Raw genomic sequence first — 16,623 nt, 5'->3', positions numbered from 1 at the left:
TACGCCGTTGCTCTTCATGCCCCGGTCGCGGGTCAGCGACGCCTCACGTCCCAGGCAAACGCGGCCGGTATCTGCAGGTCGATCTCCGTACCGCGCCCTGAGCGTCCCGACAGGATCGTCAACGTGCCACCGGCGCGCCCCGCGCGCTCACGCATGCCTTCCAGGCCCCAGTGCCCCTGCAGCGCCTCGGCGCCCTGCGGCAGTCCGATGCCATCGTCATCGATGCGCAGCCGGAAGCCCTGCCGCCCATAGCTGACCAGGATCTGCACCTGCGCGGCACGCGCGTGCCGGAAGGCATTGAGCAGGGCCTCTCGCCCAATCATGTAGGCCTCTTCGGCCGCACAGGTCTGCATGGTGCGCGGCGTGCCCTCCACCACCAGCCGAACGGCGGGGGTCTCGAGCCCGTGCGCTTCCTCCGCGACACCCAACAACGCCGCGCCCAGGTCGCGCGTACGCTCCACGTCACCGCGCAGGCCACGCACGCGCTCGCGGCCATCGGCCGCTACCTGCTCGGCCATGGTCATCGCCGCCTCCAGCTCAGCACGAACCGGGTCGGTGGGTGGCAGCTTGCGGCTCGATGCATGCAACCTCAGGATCAGCCCCTGGGTGCTCTGCAGCAGCGTATCGTGCAGCTCGCGTGCGATCCGCTCGCGCTCGCGGTGACGCTCGTCCAGGCGTGTACGGATGCGTGCGGCCAGTTGCCGCAGCCGCCCCAGGTACAGCAGCCACAGCAGTGCCGCGCCCGCGATCACGCACAGCACACGGAACCAGGCGGTTTCCCAGTAGTGCGGTGCAACGTTGACCACCAGGCGGGCGCCCTGCTCGTTCCAGACCCCATCGTTGTTGCTGGCCGCCACCCGGAATACGTACTGCCCCGAGGCAGGTGCGTTGTAGAACGCCGAGCGCGCGGTCGAGGCCTCGAACCACTGCGAATCGAAGCCCTCCAGCTGATAGCGGAACCGGACCCGCTCGGGAATTGAAAGACTCAGTGCGGTAAAGCGGATGCGCAGGTTCTTCGTCCCTGCCGGCAGCTCCACGCTGCCCGCGTTGATCGGTACGTTGGCCCCATCCACCGCCACCGACAGGATCTCCACCGGCGGTGCCACGGGATTGCGCACGATCTGCGCCGGATCCATCGACACCAGGCCGCTGGTGGTGGAAAACCACAGCCGCCCATCCTGGGTCCGCGCAGCGGTGGGCAGTGGCCGGAACTGGGCCGCGATGCCAGGCAACGCATCGAGTGCATCGAAGCGCTCGTAACGGGGCGTGCCCCGCCCGTCGAACAGCCCGGCAATGTCGCCGGCGCGCACACGCACCACGCCGCGCGCGCCGTTGAACCACAGGTCGCCCGCCGCGTCGGCGACGATACCGCTGATGCCACGCAGGTCTTCGCGCACCGCAGGCAGCACGTTATGCAGTTGGCCATCAGCCACGCGCGCCAGGCCGCGTTCGCCGCCCACCCACATGCCGCGCGCGTCCTCGAAGAATGCGGTGACATTGCCCACGTCCAGCGGTTCACCCGTCCATGGTGTGGAGAACACCTTGTTGTCGAGCACCGCCACCGCGTTGCGGGCAAAGCCCAGCCACAGCCGCCCGCTGGCATCGGCCTGCATCACCAGGGGCGAACCGCCCGTGGGCAGTCCGGGCCTGTCCTGGAAGTGCGCCCACTGCCCGTCCTTCAACCGGTACACACCCGGCGTGTTCAAGGACACCCAGAGCGCGCCGTCCGGGGTGGTCGCGATGGCCTGCACACCCGAGCGCCCCGACACCGGCAGCCTGGATACCTTCGAGAACTCCTCCCCGTCCTTGCGCCACACCCCGTCTGGCCCGGCCAACCACGTCGTGCCGACGGCATCGCGGTGCATGGCGGTGATTCCTGCCGGCAGTGCAAGCGTCTGCCGTGAAGCCATGTCCACGCGCTGCAGCGGGTGGTTGCGGGTACCCACCAGCAACGCGTTGCCGTCCGCGACCATGGCGAACTCCTGCGCACCTTCCGGCATCGGCACCTGCGCCAGGTTGGCGTGACGGAAGCGATCCAGCCCACGGCTGCCGCCCACCCACAGGTTGCCCTCGCGATCCTCCAGCAACGGCTGCACGTAATCGGAGCTGAGCCCGTCCACCCGGCGGAAGCGTTCCAACTGCGCCTGGTTGCGTTGCGGTGAGCGGCGAACCAGCCCGGTACCCAGCGTGGTCGCCCACAGCACGCCATCGCGGTCGAACAGCAGCCCGGCCGATTCCACGGCGTCGCCCTGGCCGGACAGCGGGCGCACACCGCCGTCCGCTTCGGCGACCCAGATGGCGCCGTCCGGCGCCTGGGCGATCTGGCTTACCCGGCCCACGCGCGCCGGCACCCGTTCGAATGCACTGGCACCGCGCCGCAACACCACCATGCCGGCCTCGGTGGCAACCCACAGCGTGCCCTCGCGATCCGTGAACAACGTACGCGCCTGTCGTCCCGGGTAGCCCATCGCCTGCGTGGGCCGCACCCAGCGCTGGCCCTGCAGGAACAGCGGGCCGGTAAAGGTGGCGGCCCACAAGCGGCCCTGCCCGTCTTCGGCGAAACGGAATACGGTGCTGGTCGGCAGCCCTGCCGCCGGCCCGTAGTGACGCACGCCCGTGCGCTCGACCCGGCTTACCCCGCCGTAGCGGAAGCCCACCCACAAGGCACCATCGCGGGCGGCGTACAGGGTAGACACACTGGTCGCGGGAAAGGCGTCATCGCCGGGCGGCGCGAAGCGCGTGAAGCGCACGCCGTCGAACCGGTACAGGCCGATCTCGGTGCCCAGCCAGAGATACCCGTCGGCGGTCTGGGCCAGCGCGGTCACCTGCCCCGGCGCGCCCTGGTTGACCGTCCACGCGGTGTGGTGGAACTGCCCGATCGCCCGCTCGGGATCCAGGGCTGCAGCATTGCCGCCCAGCAGCAGCAGGCACGCGCAGGCAATGGCCCGGAATGTGATCGTCATGGTCAGCCCCTGCGCGTCGGGACCATCATACAAAAACAACTACCGGCAAGGCGCACCGTCGCACGGCTCGCACCCCGATGGCACGGCCGCGCGCACGTAGGCGGTGGGCGTGCAGCCCAAGCTGCGGCGGAACCAGCGCACGAAGTGGCTCTGGTCGTAGAAACCCAGCGCGCTGGCGACCTGGCAGATGCGCTGCCCCTCGGCGCGCAGCAGGTGCCGGGCGCGCTCGATGCGGCGCATGCGCAGGTATTCCATCGGGCTCAGCCCGGTCTGCTCGCGGAAGGTACGCGCGAAGTGGAAGCGACTCATGCACGCCGCTCCGGCAATCGCGCTGAGTTGCAGCGGCTCGGACAGGTTGGCCTCGATGTAGTCGACCGCCCGCTCCACCGCGCGCGACGGTGCGCCCGACATGGGTGCCACGGCGGATGCCGGACGATTGGCATGCATTGGCTCGAACCTCGCGAAATCCATCCGTGCATGCTGTTCCTGCTGTGCAGCGCGCCCAAGCCCCGATTGGCTGGCCGCGCGACTACTCTTTCGGGTGAGTGTCCTTGTCGTCGGCATGGCCGCGCCGCGACGCAGGCAGTTCCAGCACCCGCCGACCGAACAGCACCGCATCCACCGAATAGGCACCCGGGCCCAGCAACAGCAGCGCCAGCAGCAGCCCTGCCAGCGGCCAGCCGTCCAGCGCGCCATCCAGCCCGGCCAGGAGCAGTGCCCCGCCTATCCCCAACGGCAGCAGCGCGCCGAACGCGATCAGGGCGGCGGCTACCCAGGCCAACCCGAGCAGGTCATCCGGGGGCAGTGCCCCGCGCAGGCCCCATGGCGCTACCAGCATCGACGACAGCAACAGGCGGAACAACAGCAGGCCCACGCCGGGCATGCGGTCGGGAAAGGTTGCGTACAACAGCTGCACCGGGGCGCCTCCAGCGTCGATCTGGCTGTGTCCATTGAGGACCCATCGAAGCCGGCGCGCATGCCTCGAAAGAGTAATGCGGGCCTCCCCCGCGGGTTGCCAGGGTCGCGCCTCAGCGCATGTAGGTGCGCCAGTAAAGGACGCGATCCCCGGCGTTGCTGATGGCGATGAATACCGTCTTGTCGAACTCGGTATTGCATTCCAGGAACCGATACGACCGCTCCAGAGCTCGATCACCGGGCCACCACGGGCGGTTGAAGGCTGCTGGCGCCGCCTGCGCGTAGGCCACCGGTCGGCAAACGGGCGGGAGGTCCAAACCGGTGCCCGGTGGCATGAAGAACGAAAGCTGGCTCGCATTCGAGTCGAGGTCGTGCACTTCGCGAAGTTTCGTCGCCTCGCGAGGAACCCATTCGGGAATCCACCCCTTCCGGACCATCCCGGCAGCGTCTGCCTCCTTCTGGGTGGCGAAGTCGCTGTCCATCACCAGGCTGCAGCCCGCCACGATCAAGCAGAGCACCAACAACGTGACAAGTCTCACGATCTTCGTTCCTTCAATGAATGGCATGGTGCCAAAGCGGGCTGATCACACCGGCATTTGTTATCGTGCCCGCCGTCAGCCCTATTCCTGGAATCATATGCCCCGCAAGCCATCTGCCTCCCTCTCCCCGCACGCGGTGCTGCGGGCAGCCACCAAAGAGGCGTATGAGCGCGTCACACTGCTGCTGACCACCAGCTTTGGCGATTTCAGCCCGGAACAGCAGCGCAGGCTGCGCGCCCTGCTCGGCAACGAGGGCGCGGCCAGCCCGGTCAAGCGGGCCAAACCCGCCAAGGCCGAGCGGAAGGAACTTCCGCCACGTTACTGGCTGCCGCATACGCAGGAGACCTGGTCCGGCCGTGGGCGCGTGCCGAACACCTTCCTTGCCTGGGAAGGCACCGTGGCGCATACCGAGTGGAAGAAGCACCACCCCGATGAGCGCTTCCCGGCCTATCCGGGCTGAACGCGAAGATGAGCGGCGACCTCAAGATGCGCAGGGCCGTGGGAACGCGCGGCACGCTGCATCGGATCGACGGCCTGCAGAAGCGCCACGATACGCAGCAGACCCTGCCCACCCTGCTGTGCGACAGCGAAGGGTGCGGCGCCTCGGTCAGGTTCGTGGCGGCGGAACCTTCCTATATCGCCTTGGCCAAGGGCGCCGAGCACCAGCCCAGCTGCCGGTACAACGCCGCGGGCCGCTTGCAGGCCATTCTGGCCGCAGGTTCGGATCCTGATTTCCTGCCCTCTCTGGACGACGGCCGGCACGAGCTGCGACTGCTGTTGCCGCAGCAGGCCCTGAAACGTGGCGGGGCCGAACAGCAGACCGTCGATGGCTACCTGGGCACTCTCGCCGACCTGCTGGTCCTGCGTGCGATGTGTGAGCGCGATGACCTCGTGGCGTCGCAGGTCATCCTGCGCCTGGGCAAGAAACGCGTGGACTGGGAAAATTTCTTCTACGACCAGGAGCGCTACGACCAAGCCTGGGAGCGTATTGGCACCGGGACTACCGACCTGCCCATGGCGCTGGTCGACACGGTAAGGTCGCACCGCGCGCCGCAGCCGGGTTCGCTTTTCCTCAACTGCGCGCCGAAGTACCAGCACACCGGCGTGGCCGATCGCCGTGATTTCTATGAAGTCAGCGTCGGGCATGCCGACGCCGCCTGGCTGAAGTCGTTCCCGATGGGCGCGGAGATCGTGATGTTCGGGCTGTGGCGCCAGGGCAGAAGCAGCACGTCGTCCCGGCCGCACCCCACCGACCCGCGCCGGACCATCACCAACGTCACCCACAAGCTTGCGCTGTGGCCGGGATTCAAGCGGCAACTTGCCCTGGTTGAATGAACTGGAGAACGAACAGCATGAGCCGACCCACCCCATCATTCCTGCTGTTCACGGCCCTGTCCTGCGCCTCGATCACCGCCTGTGCGACGCCACCGCCGCCGGCCACCACGCTCTTCACCGACGTCACCGCCACCCACGTGCCGGCGGATTCCGAGCTGCACGCCTTGGATGCGGCGCTGCTGGATGCCGATGGTGACGGCGACCTGGATGTCGCGGTGGCGGTGGAGAACGGCGCCAACCGGCTGTACCTCAACGATGGCACCGGCAAGCTCAGCCACACACCCGGTGCGTTCGGCTCCATCGCCGGCGACAACGAGCATGTGCGCGTGGCCGACTTCAATGGCGATGGCCACCTGGATGTGGTGTTCGTGGCCGAAGATACCGAGCAGCACAACCTGTTCCTGGGCGACGGCAAGGGTGGCTTTACCCTGGCGAGCGAACGCCTGCCTGCTACCAGCCAGGCCAACGCGGTGGCGGTCGGCGATGTGAACGGCGACGGCCTGCCCGACATCGTGGTGGGCAACACCACCGAAGGAAAGGAGGGCGTGGCGCAACCATTCCTGTGGCTCAATGACCGTGCACGCCCCGGGTGGTTCATCGATGCCAGCACCACCCACCTGCCCGCCATCGACGTGCAGGCGCAGGGCATCGTGCTGGCCGATCTGGATGGCGATGGTGACCTGGACATGGCCATTGCCAGCCAGGATCCGATCAACCGGCTGCTGCTGAACGATGGCGGCGGGCGCTTCACCGATGCCACCGATCGGTTGGGCCCACAGATTCCGACCGAGACCCGCGAGGTGCATGCCCTTGATGCAAACGGCGACGGCCGGCTGGATCTGGTGTTCTTCAACCTCACCAGCAACAACCGGGACTGGGACAAGGACCCGCAGACGCGGATGCTGATCAACCAGGGCAACGCGCGGTTCAAGGATGAAACCCGCGCCCGCCTGCCCACCCACCGCTTCTCAAGCTGGGGCGGCACCGTGGTGGACTTCAACGAGGATGGTCATCCTGATCTGGTGGTCAGTGCCATCGACGTGCCCGGCTTCGTGCCGCTCCAGGTACGTGCGTGGCAGAACGATGGGAAGGGCAATTTCAGCGACGCCACCGCGAAGGTGATTCCCGCTGCCACCGTGGGCCGCAGCTGGAGCATGGCCCGTGGCGACCTGGATGGCGATGGCAAGCCGGATCTGTTCATCGGTGGCTGGCAATCGCAGGCGCGTCTGCTGCTGACCAGCGACCAGGCGACGCGCTAGGACGAAGCGAATCTATTCAACCCTGCGCTTATGCGGCTCTTCGATGATCCGTTTGTTGAGGATGCGTACCGTACCCACCATCAGCAGCCGCATGTCACGAACGATGTAGTCGGCGAGCGCGTCATCACTGATGTCATCGCCCTCGATATCCAGCCGGAACTCCTGGCCCTGGATGCCGCCACCGTTGCTGAACTCTATTTCGAAATCAAAGCAGACACGCTTTTCCATGTTGACTGGTTCCTCCTGTATGTCTGAACGTGACCGTCGGTCATGCCCTGCGTGCGAACAACCAGATGACCACGAACACCGGCAGTGGCGAGAGCATCATGATGATGCCCAGCCCGATGTTGGCGCCGCCGCCGGTGTTCATCCATCCATCTGCGTAGTACCAGCCCCACAACGCAAGCGAAGCAAGCAGCCCGGCGATGAAGCCTCGGCGCACGCGGGGCGGGCGGCGGATGCCTACCCACAGCGAGAACAGCGCGAAGGGCGCCAGAGCCAGCGCGGTGCGTACCCAGCGTGGCTGCAGTTCCGGCCCCATGCCAAACGTGCGTGAGCGCAGTAGATCGAGCAGCCACTCAACGCCCCACACAATGGCGAGCGCGTAGACCCCGGAAACAAGCAGCAACGCTGCGCCGGAAATCCTTCTGGTATCAGACGGCATGGATGTCTCTCTGGACACATGCGGCAGCATGCGATTCCAATGAAAGCACAGGCCGAAGTCCGCTCGCCACCCGCGATGTAACTGCCCCTCGTTCAGCCATCGGTGGAGAGGGTAACGCTCTCCCAGCGCACGAGGTCATCCAGCGCAGCCATGTACTTCTCGCGAACCAAGGCCAAGGCATCGCTGCCAAGCAGCAGATGCGCGGGCGGCGCTTCGCTTGCCATCAGGGCCAGCATGGCCTGCGCGGCCTTGCGTGGGTCGCCGAGCTGCTTCCCACTGACCTCCTGCCGGCGTTGGCGGATCGGGTCGAACACCGCGTCGTAGTCGCTCAGGGTTCGCGGTGAACGCACCATCGAGCGGCCTGCCCAGTCGGTGCGGAAGGAGCCCGGCGCCACCGCCGTCACATGGATCCCCAGGTCACAGACTTCCTTGCCCACCGCTTCGCTGATGCCCTCCAGCGCGAACTTGCTGCCACAGTAATAGGCAATGCCCGGCATGGTGATCATGCCGCCCATGGAGGTGATGTTGAGGATCCATCCAGAGCGACGGGCGCGCATTCCGGGCAGTACGGCCCGCATCATCGCCACGGCGCCAAACACGTTGACGTCGAACTGTTTGCGCATTTCCGCCAGTGGAGACTCCTCCATGACGCCTTCATGGCCATAGCCGGCGTTGTTGACCAGGACATCGATCGGCCCCAGCTGCGCCTCAACCGCGCTGACGACCGCCCCGATGGCTGCCTCATCGGTAACGTCCAGCAGGCGCGCATGCGCGCGCCCGGGCGCCAGCGCCTCGAACGCCGCGATGCCGTCGGCTTGGCGCAGCGTGCCAACCACCTGGTGGCCAGCGGCCAGGGCTTCACGGGCGAGCGCCAGGCCAAAGCCGCTGCTCACACCGGTAATGAAGATTCGCTTGGGGTGCGTCATGGGGTGCTCCATCAGGGGATGGGGTGCACAATAGTTCCAGCACACGGTCTCGCTAAGGCGTAATTCGCTCCGCTTATTGCCTAATCCTATGAACCCCTCCAACGCCACCGCCCGCTCCGGACCGGCCAGCCCCCTGCCGCTGGCACCGCTCGTGCTCGCACTGGCACCGGTGGAGGGCTACAACCTGACCGCGCTGCCAAGCGTGCGGGTGCTGCGGTCCGACCGCCCGCTTTCGCGAACCCCGGTGCTGTACGACCCTGGCATCGTGGTCGTCTGCCAGGGCTGCAAGCGCGGCTACTTCGGCCAACGCACCTACGTGTATGACGCCAACCAGTACCTGGCCGTTTCCGTGCCGGTGCCGTTCACCATGGAAACCGATGCGTCGGCGGAATCCCCGCTGCTCGCGCTGTACCTGCACCTGGATTTTCCGCTTGCGGCCGAGCTGATGCTGGAGATTGACCGCCACGACATCAGCACGGACGTGGCGCAACCGCAGAGCATGATGTCCAGCCCGCTGGATGCGGCCATGCAGCTCTCCCTCGAGCGTCTGCTACGCGCGCTTGCCGATCCCGTGGAATCGGGACTGTTCGGCCCCCAGCTGCTCCGTGAGCTGTACTACCGCGTGCTCACTGGCCCGCAAGGGGCTGTGCTGCGCGCGGCACTCTCCCAGCACGGAAGGTTCGGAAAGATTGCCAAAGCGCTTGAACGCATCCACTCGGACTACGCCCAACCGCTGGATGTCGCGCGACTAGCGCAGAGCGCCGGCATGAGCACGCCCTCGTTCCACAGTCACTTCAAGGCGGTCACCTGCACCTCGCCCATGCAGTACCTGAAATCAACGCGCCTGCACCAAGCACGCCTGCTCATGGTGCGCGAGGGCATGACCGCCGCTGCGGCCTGCCATGCGGTAGGATTTGAAAGCACCTCGCAGTTCAGCCGCGAGTTCAAGCGGCTGTTCGGGCTGACACCGGCAAAGGAAGCACAGCGCATGCGCGAGAGCTTCGCAGTCCCGCGGCCTTGGCCCGGCGCCGCCTATGTTTCATCTCATTGACGCAGCGTGCCAGCACGCGGAAAGAGAAGGGGGCATGGGCGCCCCTCTCACGATAGTTGCTGCGCCGCGTCGGCCGGCATCTGTCACGTTGCACCTCCTGAGCGTGCTTGATCAGTCCGACAGGCGAAGGACCGCGGACCGCAACAAGCACAATCAATACAAGAAGAACAACTCTCGTCATTATCAAAATCAGTGTAGTTTTTCCTCCGGCTTGTCATCCATGGATGACGCTACCATGACGAAATTTGCACGCAGCTGAGGGCTGGCACCTCTTCCACCGAGGTGAGATTGCCAGTCAGTCAAGAGCTTGTTCGGCAGAGTGGTGTTCGGGCTCATCACTGCTCCCCGCAATCAGCTCATCAGGAACTTCGAGCTGGGCGCGTATCCATCGTTGAGCATCCTCACTCTGGCGCAAAAGCTGTTCTTCGATAGCCTTCGACTCACGGAACTGGGCAGCATCTGCTGCCATCGTCCACGAAGCCTGAAGCCCCAGTTCTTCAATCGCACTACGAAGATTCTCAAGTGGAACTCTGAAGAATTCCTTCCTAGGGTTAACCTTGTTGACCTGTGAAGTGAGGAACCTGCGATGCAGCGCTCCCTCCAGCGCGGGAGCGTCGTCCGACCAGATCATTGCGTGAACGTCGAACGGGAAAGGAACACTGGCGTCGCCCAACTCTCTCACCCGGTCATGAGGTTCCAATCGACGCGTCATTCCAACCTTGAATACGCGATCACCGAATGAGCCGATGTTGGAAATGACGTACACGTGCCCGGCCTTGGTCTGCTGAGCCATTGAAAGTGCACGTTGGTTCTTGGCTTCAGCCTCGGCAAGCTTGGCTTCGAGGGCAAACATCTGAGCCTCGAACATAGAACGCTGCTCTTCACTCGCCTTATCGAGCTGTACGCGAGCCTTGGATAGCGCCTTTTGGAGCATATCCTCTTCCTTGGCGGCTTCCTTCAACGCCCTATCAATCTCCCGCTGGGCTCGCTCCTCCTCGCGAATCTGATCTCTGATTCGGCGCTGCTCCTCCTTGTCCCTCTCGCGCAAAGCGATTGACGATGCTCCCCAGCGCAGCTCTTCCAGGCGACTAGCGAGGTACTCCTTCGTAATTCGGGCGGATCGGAATGAGCTACCATTGTGGTTGACCAGCGAGTATGCGTCGCGCACCTGCTGCTCCAACGTCCCGAAGTTGTCGGACTTCAGCCTTCCCAGAATCGTATCGACCTTGCCATTGAAGGCGTCGATCACGAACCTTATGGCCGTCTCGCGTCTGTTCTTCTCGACATAGTCACATTCTGCGGCCCGACCGGAAGTAACCATCGATACAGAATTCGCCCTCGCGCGCTTCAGCTCCTGAGCTGCTGACTCGAACTCATAGTCCTGCGCAAGCTGATCCAACAAACTGTAGGTTGGCTTCAGGTAAAGATCACCATAGCCTTCAATTACGTTGCGCATGGCAGCAGCGCTCTGCTGAATGCTCTCGGCCTCATGTAGAGCTCTATACGCGTCGCCAGCGATCTCTTCTGCACGAAACTCTGCCTGTTGAACCAGCGAGGCAGCCCGCCTATTGGCATCCTCGATTGTCCGCTCTGCCTTCTGGCGAGCATCTGCGTTGGCGCGTCGCCCATCTGTGAGCAATGCACTGACCTGCTGCTGGGCTTCAATACGCAGTGTCTCCAATGTCGACTCTGTAGCCGCACGGAGCGCATCGATCTCGATACGAGCGGACACCGAAGCTGCCTCAGCATCTGCAAGTATTCGACGTGACTCACTATCCGCGTCGCGAACCTGCGTGAACTTGGCCAGCGACTCATTATCTGCAGTCAGCCGATCTATCTGCGTTTGAAGCCATGCCGCTTGGCGCGCGGCATCCAACTCAAGTTGGGCAATACGACTCCGGGATGCTTGTGCGGCAAGCTTCCGGAGAACCAGAAGTACGCCAATTGATACAGCCAGTGCAAACGAAAGAATCCAGCCCATGAGCGCCCCTGTAAGCCCCATTCATTGATGATAGACCTTGGCTATCAAGATGATCGGGCTGACGGCGGCGGCCCGTCTATAGGAATTCTCTTACGCAGTACTTTGCGGAGAGATCATGTGGATGTCCCAATCCCATCAGGCTCGTGCTTTTAGCTCTACTACGGAAGTCCGGCAGCGGCGGAGAGGAAGTTGGCCGCACCCTTGTATACGTGCGTTTTGCCCACGGCTGAACCAGGGACTCGCTGGCGACTGCACTTATGGGTGCGCATACGAAAAAGCCGACCTTAGGTCGGCTTTTCGATTAACCCTAATAACTCAGGGCTCTAATTGGTGGGCGGTACAAGGTTCGAACTTGTGACCCTTGCCGTGTGAAGGCAATGCTCTACCGCTGAGCTAACCGCCCGATGCTGCTGAGCCGCTCATTATAGGGCGGCAAAATTTCGCGTCAACGGGTTTCCATGAATTTCTTCACATCGTGTGCGTGGGCTTGTCCGAGTTCAGGGTGCCGGCCAGCGCGGTCTCGATCTTGTTGCGCACGTTCTCGCCTTCCTGGCCGTCGGCCAGCTGCACGCCGATGCCCGCCGCGCGGTTGCCCTGGGCGCCGGCCGGGGTCACCCAGATCACCTTGCCGGCTACCGGCAGGCGCTCGCTGGAGTCCGGCAGGGTCAGCAGCAGGAACACCTCATCGCCCAGGAAGTAGCGCTTGGGCGTGGGCACGAAGATGCCGCCGTTCTTCACGAACGGCATGTAGGCGCTGTACAGCGACGCTTTGTCCTTGACGGCCAGCGACAGGATGCCCTGGCGGGCGTTGGTGGCGCTCATGCTCTATTCCCCTTTACTTGCCGCTCGTTGACCTTGTTCCAGGCCAACAACAATTCCACCACCGCCAGGTCGGCGCGCACGGTGGTGCGCAACAGATCACGGGTACGGTTGGCGGCGTCGAACCAGGCGCCCAGCTTGTGCAATCGCTCGGGATCGGTCAAGCCGCCGCCGGTGGCCTGGGCCAGCGCCAGATCGGCGGCGTGGCGCAGGCGCAGCGCGGCATGGTCGTCGGCGGTCCAGCGCTGGGCCAGTTCCACCGCGCCCGCGCGCCCGGCCACCAGCGCTTCCAGGTCGCTTGCCACCTGCCGGCGCAGGGCCAGACCGTCGTTGCGCAGCCAGTCGTCGGCCAGCCCGGGGTGGCCCCGGGCCGCGTCCAGCGCTTCGCGGGCGCTGGCTTCGCTGTGGCCGTGCGCCTGCAGCCAGGCCAGGCTTTCCTCGCGCGGCGGCAGTTTGAATTCAAGGCGCTGGCAGCGGCTGCGCACGGTGGCCGGCAGGCGCGCCGGGTCGCTGCTGATCAGCCACAGGTAGCGGCCGGGCTGCGGCTCTTCCAGGGTCTTGAGCAGCGCGTTGCAGGCGGCGCGGTTGATGGCGTCGGCCGGGTCCACCACCACCACCTGGGCAACGCCGTACTGCGGGGTGAGCGAGAGCTTCTGGGAGATCTCGCGCACCTGCTCGATGACGATTTCGGTGCGCAGCTTGTCGCCGGATTTGTTCGGAATGAACGAGACCAGCTGCAGGTCCGGGTGGGTGCCGGCGGCGATCAGCTGGGCGGCGCGCTGGGCGGCGGCCGGCTCGCCCCGGGTCAGGACGTGGCTGGCCATGCGCAGCGCCACCTCGCGCTTGCCCAGCCCGGCCGGGCCGCAGATCAGCAGGCCATGGCCCAGCCGGCCCGCGTCGAGCGCGGCGATGGTCTGGTCATAGGCGCGCTGCTGCCAGGGGGAAAACGTCTCACTCATTGGCCTGCTCCTGCGCCAGCCACGCTTCGATGGCGGCCACCACCTGGGCGGCCACGCCGGCCTGGTCCTGGCTGGCGTCGATGAGGCGGAAACGCGTGGGGTCCTGGGCGGCGCGCTCGCGGAACACGGCGCGCACGCGCTGGAAGAAATCGTCCTGCTCGCTTTCGATGCGGTCCGGCCACAGGTCGCGGCCGTTGGCGCGGGCGCGGCCCACGGCCACGTCCACATCCAGCAGCAGGGTCAGGCCGGGCAGCAGGCCCACGGCGCGGCGTTCGAGCTCGGCGATCCAGGCCGCCTCCAGGCCACGGCCACCGCCCTGGTAGGCGTAGCTGGAATCGGTGAAGCGGTCGCTGAGCACGTAGCAGCCCCGGCGCAGCGCCGGTTCGATCACCTGGCGCACATGCTGGGCACGGGCGGCGAACACCAGCAGCAGTTCGGCCTCGGCGCTGAGCGGCTCGGCGGCGATCTCCGCGTCAGGGGTCAGCACCAGCGCGCGGATGCGCTCGGCCAGCGGGGTGCCGCCGGGTTCGCGGGTGAGCACTACCTCATGGCCCTGCGCCTGCAGGGCGCCGCGGATGGCGTTGAGCGCGGTGGTCTTGCCGGCGCCCTCGCCGCCTTCCAGGCTGATGAACCGCGGGTGGCGGCGCAGTGCGGGGCTCATTGCGGCGCCGCTTGCGGCTGGGCGCGCTGCTGGCGCAGCTGCTGCAGGTAACGGGCTACGGCGGCGTTGTGGTCGGTGTAGTTGGCCGAGAACACGTGCGCGCCGCTGCCATCGCCCACGGCCACGAAGTACAGCGCGTCACCGGCTGCCGGGCGTGCAGCAGCCTGCAGGGCATCGCGCCCCGGCATGGCGATCGGCGTGGGGGTCAGCCCGGCGCGGGTATAGGTGTTGTACGGCGTATCGGTGGTGAGGTCGCGCTTGCGGATGTTGCCGTCGTAGCTGCTGCCGATGCCGTAGATCACGGTGGGGTCGGTCTGCAGGCGCATGCCCATCTTCAGGCGGCGCACGAACACGCCGGCAATCTGCGGGCGCTCGCTGGGCAGCGCGGTTTCCTTTTCGATGATGGAGGCCAGGATCAGCAACTCATACGGGGAATTCAGCGGCAGGTCGTCGGCGCGGCTTTCCCATGCGGCGGCCAGTTCCTTTTCCATGGCGGCGTGGGCGCGCTTGAGCACGTCCAGGTCGGTGTCACCGCGCTGGTAGACGTAGGTCTCGGGCAGGAAGCGGCCTTCCGGGTGCTGGCCGGCGAAGCCGAGCGCCTTCATCAGCGCGGCATCGTCCAGTTCGTCGGTCTTGTGGATCAGCGGATCGGCGCGCTTGAGCGCGGCGCGCAGCTGGCGGATGTTCCAGCCTTCAACGATGGTGACCCGGTGCTGCAGGGTGCGGCCCTGGCGCATGCGGGTGAGCAGTTCACGCGGGGTGAGCTTGGCATCCAGTGCATATTCGCCCACTTTGAGCTTGCCGGCGGCATCGAGCTGGCGCGCGAGCAGCTGCCACTGGGTGTCGTTGCCTTCATCCACGCCGGCGTCGCGCAGTTTGCGCACGACGGTCTGCAGGCCGTCGCCGGGGGCGATGACGACGCTGGGCTGGTCGGGGCTGATGGCGGTGTCGGCGAAGCCGCTCTGGCTGTGCCAGAACCATGCGCCGGCAGCGGCCAGGAGAAGTGCGCCTAGCAGCAGCACCGTCAATATGGCCAGACAACCCCGTTTCGCACCCGCCATGGTCACCTCTGTTGTTGAACGTTGTTGGCGCCGGCGCCGGCGCCGCACGACCAACGGCCGTGCGCTACCGACAGGATACCGCGCGGGTGGTGCACACACACTTACGTCATTCCTGGCGGCCGAGCGCGCGCATCAGGCCGCGGGCCTTGGCGCGGGTTTCGTCCAGCTCCCTGGCCGCATCCGAGTCGACCACGATGCCGGCGCCGGTGCGGAAGGCAGCGTGGGTGCCGGCCACTTCGGCGGTGCGGATCAGGATGTTCAGATCCAGGTCGCCGTCGCGGTTCAGCCAGCCGAACGCGCCGGTGTAGGCGCCACGGGCAGTCTGTTCCAGCTCGGCGATGATCTGCATGCAGCGCACCTTGGGGCAGCCGGTGATGGTGCCGCCGGGGAAGGTGGCAGCAATCACCTGGCCGGGGCTCACGCCGGGACGCAGGCGGCCGCGCACGTTGCTCACGATGTGGTGCACGTGCGCGTAGCTTTCCACGCTCATCAGCTCGTCCACCTCGACGCTGCCGGGGGTGCAGATGCGGCCCAGGTCGTTGCGCTCCAGGTCGATCAGCATCACGTGTTCGGCACGCTCCTTGGGGTGGCCGACCAGTTCGCGGATGCGTTCGGCATCATCGTCGCCGGCGAAGCGCGGGCGCGTGCCGGCAATGGGGCGGGTCTGCACGTCATCGCCATGGACGGACACCAGACGCTCCGGCGAGGAGCTCACCACTGCCCTGCCCTGCGCGATGAACAGCCCGGCGAACGGCGCGGGGTTGGCCACGCGCAGCTGCGCGTACAGCGCCTGCGGTGACAGCACGTCATCGAAGTGCGCGACCCAGCGCCGCGACAGGTTCACCTGGAACACATCGCCGGCACGCAGGTAGTCGATGACCTTGCCGACGCCGTCGGTGAAGCGCGTCGGCGCGTCCTCTTCCATCCGCGCCGGGGGCTGCCACTGCGGCAGCGGCGGCAGCGTGGCGGTGGCCTCCAGGTCCAGCAGCAGCGTGTCCAGCTGGTCGGCGTGGTCGGTTTCGCACACGGCGTGGAACTGGCCCAGCACACGGTCGTGCAGTACGGCGGCCGGGCAGCGCAGGGCGAGTGCACCGGGCAGGCCGTCGGCGCGCGCAGGAAGACTCAGCACGGTTTCGATCTGGCCGGCCAGTTCGTAATCGAGCATCAGCGCCCAGCCGCCCCGGAACGGCAGGCCGGTTTCTTCGCGCGGCAGGCGCAGGGACTGCCAGTGCGCATCGAGCACGTCCAGGAAGGCGCCGGCATGCGCAGCACCGTGGTGGTCGCGCACCACGCCATCGGCATGCAGCGCCAGGGATTCACCGTTGCCCATCAACAGCAGGTCCCAGCGCCCCTGCGCGGTACCCGAGGCGGTGGATTCCATCAGCAGCGGATATCGCTCCGGCGCCAGCCGCTGCAGGGCCAGCAGGTCGGTGGTGTCGGGCAGCAGGCGGGTCTGGAACATGGCAGGACAACCAAAGTAAGTGCGGGGG

General features: G+C 66.1%; 17 protein-coding genes and 1 tRNA gene. 4 read left to right on the top strand and 14 right to left on the bottom strand.

Annotated features, from left to right (window positions below; all coding sequences use genetic code 11):
* Positions 1-32: 32 nt before the first annotated feature.
* The 4 genes from ACGFZ3_RS01140 to ACGFZ3_RS01125 form a co-directional block, all read right to left on the bottom strand.
* Positions 33-2,963, bottom strand: coding sequence for a two-component regulator propeller domain-containing protein (locus tag ACGFZ3_RS01140; RefSeq protein ID WP_392915265.1), 2,931 nt, complete (start codon positions 2,961-2,963; stop codon positions 33-35).
* A 39-nt stretch (positions 2,964-3,002) separates the two neighbouring features.
* Complete coding sequence (locus ACGFZ3_RS01135; protein ID WP_392915262.1) at positions 3,003-3,374, bottom strand: helix-turn-helix domain-containing protein; 372 nt, start codon at positions 3,372-3,374, stop codon at positions 3,003-3,005.
* A 118-nt stretch (positions 3,375-3,492) separates the two neighbouring features.
* Complete coding sequence (locus ACGFZ3_RS01130) at positions 3,493-3,879, bottom strand: hypothetical protein (protein WP_392915259.1); 387 nt, start codon at positions 3,877-3,879, stop codon at positions 3,493-3,495.
* A 112-nt stretch (positions 3,880-3,991) separates the two neighbouring features.
* On the bottom strand, positions 3,992-4,444 hold the full coding sequence (locus tag ACGFZ3_RS01125) for a hypothetical protein (protein ID WP_392915256.1): 453 nt from the start codon (positions 4,442-4,444) through the stop codon (positions 3,992-3,994).
* Between the two features lie 70 nt (positions 4,445-4,514).
* Here ACGFZ3_RS01125 and ACGFZ3_RS01120 point away from each other — a divergent pair, with 70 nt between their 5' ends.
* From ACGFZ3_RS01120 to ACGFZ3_RS01110, 3 genes are read left to right on the top strand one after another with little or no spacing between them, the layout of a single operon-like run.
* Positions 4,515-4,877 carry an H-NS family nucleoid-associated regulatory protein gene (locus ACGFZ3_RS01120; protein ID WP_392915254.1) on the top strand — a complete coding sequence of 121 codons (363 nt, stop codon included), beginning with the start codon at positions 4,515-4,517 and terminating at the stop codon, positions 4,875-4,877.
* An 8-nt stretch (positions 4,878-4,885) separates the two neighbouring features.
* A complete protein-coding gene (locus ACGFZ3_RS01115) occupies positions 4,886-5,752 on the top strand; it encodes a hypothetical protein (protein WP_392915251.1) in 867 nt (288 codons plus the stop codon).
* Positions 5,753-5,769: 17 nt separating this feature from the next.
* Positions 5,770-7,011 (top strand): FG-GAP repeat domain-containing protein, encoded by a 1,242-nt coding sequence (locus ACGFZ3_RS01110; protein ID WP_392915248.1) that lies wholly within the window; start codon positions 5,770-5,772, stop codon positions 7,009-7,011.
* A gap of 12 nt (positions 7,012-7,023) precedes the next feature.
* Here the strand turns inward: ACGFZ3_RS01110 and ACGFZ3_RS01105 are convergent, their stop codons facing one another.
* The 3 genes from ACGFZ3_RS01105 to ACGFZ3_RS01095 all read right to left on the bottom strand — a co-directional run bounded on the left by ACGFZ3_RS01105 (position 7,024) and on the right by ACGFZ3_RS01095 (position 8,601).
* Positions 7,024-7,239 carry a cyclase gene (locus ACGFZ3_RS01105; RefSeq protein WP_392915246.1) on the bottom strand — a complete coding sequence of 72 codons (216 nt, stop codon included), beginning with the start codon at positions 7,237-7,239 and terminating at the stop codon, positions 7,024-7,026.
* Between the two features lie 40 nt (positions 7,240-7,279).
* Positions 7,280-7,675, bottom strand: a complete 396-nt coding sequence (locus tag ACGFZ3_RS01100; protein ID WP_392915243.1) for a hypothetical protein — start codon at positions 7,673-7,675, stop codon at positions 7,280-7,282.
* Positions 7,676-7,767: 92 nt separating this feature from the next.
* Positions 7,768-8,601, bottom strand: coding sequence for an oxidoreductase (locus tag ACGFZ3_RS01095; RefSeq protein ID WP_392915240.1), 834 nt, complete (start codon positions 8,599-8,601; stop codon positions 7,768-7,770).
* 88 nt (positions 8,602-8,689) lie between these two features.
* Between ACGFZ3_RS01095 and ACGFZ3_RS01090 the strand changes: the two genes are divergently transcribed.
* Positions 8,690-9,652: an AraC family transcriptional regulator N-terminal domain-containing protein gene (locus ACGFZ3_RS01090; RefSeq protein ID WP_392915238.1), complete on the top strand. Its 963-nt coding sequence runs from the start codon at positions 8,690-8,692 to the stop codon at positions 9,650-9,652.
* A 295-nt stretch (positions 9,653-9,947) separates the two neighbouring features.
* Here ACGFZ3_RS01090 and ACGFZ3_RS01085 read toward each other — a convergent pair whose 3' ends face one another.
* The 7 genes from ACGFZ3_RS01085 to ACGFZ3_RS01055 all read right to left on the bottom strand — a co-directional run bounded on the left by ACGFZ3_RS01085 (position 9,948) and on the right by ACGFZ3_RS01055 (position 16,595).
* A complete protein-coding gene (locus ACGFZ3_RS01085; protein WP_392915236.1) occupies positions 9,948-11,633 on the bottom strand; it encodes a DUF4041 domain-containing protein in 1,686 nt (561 codons plus the stop codon).
* A 328-nt stretch (positions 11,634-11,961) separates the two neighbouring features.
* Positions 11,962-12,036, bottom strand: a tRNA-Val gene (locus tag ACGFZ3_RS01080).
* A gap of 65 nt (positions 12,037-12,101) precedes the next feature.
* Positions 12,102-12,455: a PilZ domain-containing protein gene (locus tag ACGFZ3_RS01075; protein ID WP_392915234.1), complete on the bottom strand. Its 354-nt coding sequence runs from the start codon at positions 12,453-12,455 to the stop codon at positions 12,102-12,104.
* Positions 12,452-13,411, bottom strand: coding sequence for a DNA polymerase III subunit delta' (locus ACGFZ3_RS01070; RefSeq protein WP_392915231.1), 960 nt, complete (start codon positions 13,409-13,411; stop codon positions 12,452-12,454). Before ACGFZ3_RS01070 ends, ACGFZ3_RS01075 begins: the two co-directional genes overlap by 4 nt.
* Positions 13,404-14,072: a dTMP kinase gene (tmk, locus tag ACGFZ3_RS01065; RefSeq protein WP_392915229.1), complete on the bottom strand. Its 669-nt coding sequence runs from the start codon at positions 14,070-14,072 to the stop codon at positions 13,404-13,406. Before tmk ends, ACGFZ3_RS01070 begins: the two co-directional genes overlap by 8 nt.
* Complete coding sequence (gene mltG / locus ACGFZ3_RS01060; RefSeq protein ID WP_392915226.1) at positions 14,069-15,133, bottom strand: endolytic transglycosylase MltG; 1,065 nt, start codon at positions 15,131-15,133, stop codon at positions 14,069-14,071. Before mltG ends, tmk begins: the two co-directional genes overlap by 4 nt.
* A gap of 106 nt (positions 15,134-15,239) precedes the next feature.
* Positions 15,240-16,595 (bottom strand): aminodeoxychorismate synthase component I, encoded by a 1,356-nt coding sequence (locus ACGFZ3_RS01055; RefSeq protein WP_392915223.1) that lies wholly within the window; start codon positions 16,593-16,595, stop codon positions 15,240-15,242.
* Positions 16,596-16,623 lie beyond the last annotated feature (28 nt).

This window comes from Stenotrophomonas sp. NPDC047960 (genome assembly GCF_043204395.1).
Taxonomy (GTDB): domain Bacteria; phylum Pseudomonadota; class Gammaproteobacteria; order Xanthomonadales; family Xanthomonadaceae; genus Stenotrophomonas.
Note: the sequence above shows the minus strand (reverse complement) of the source record. Positions and strands in the feature narration are given on the sequence as shown.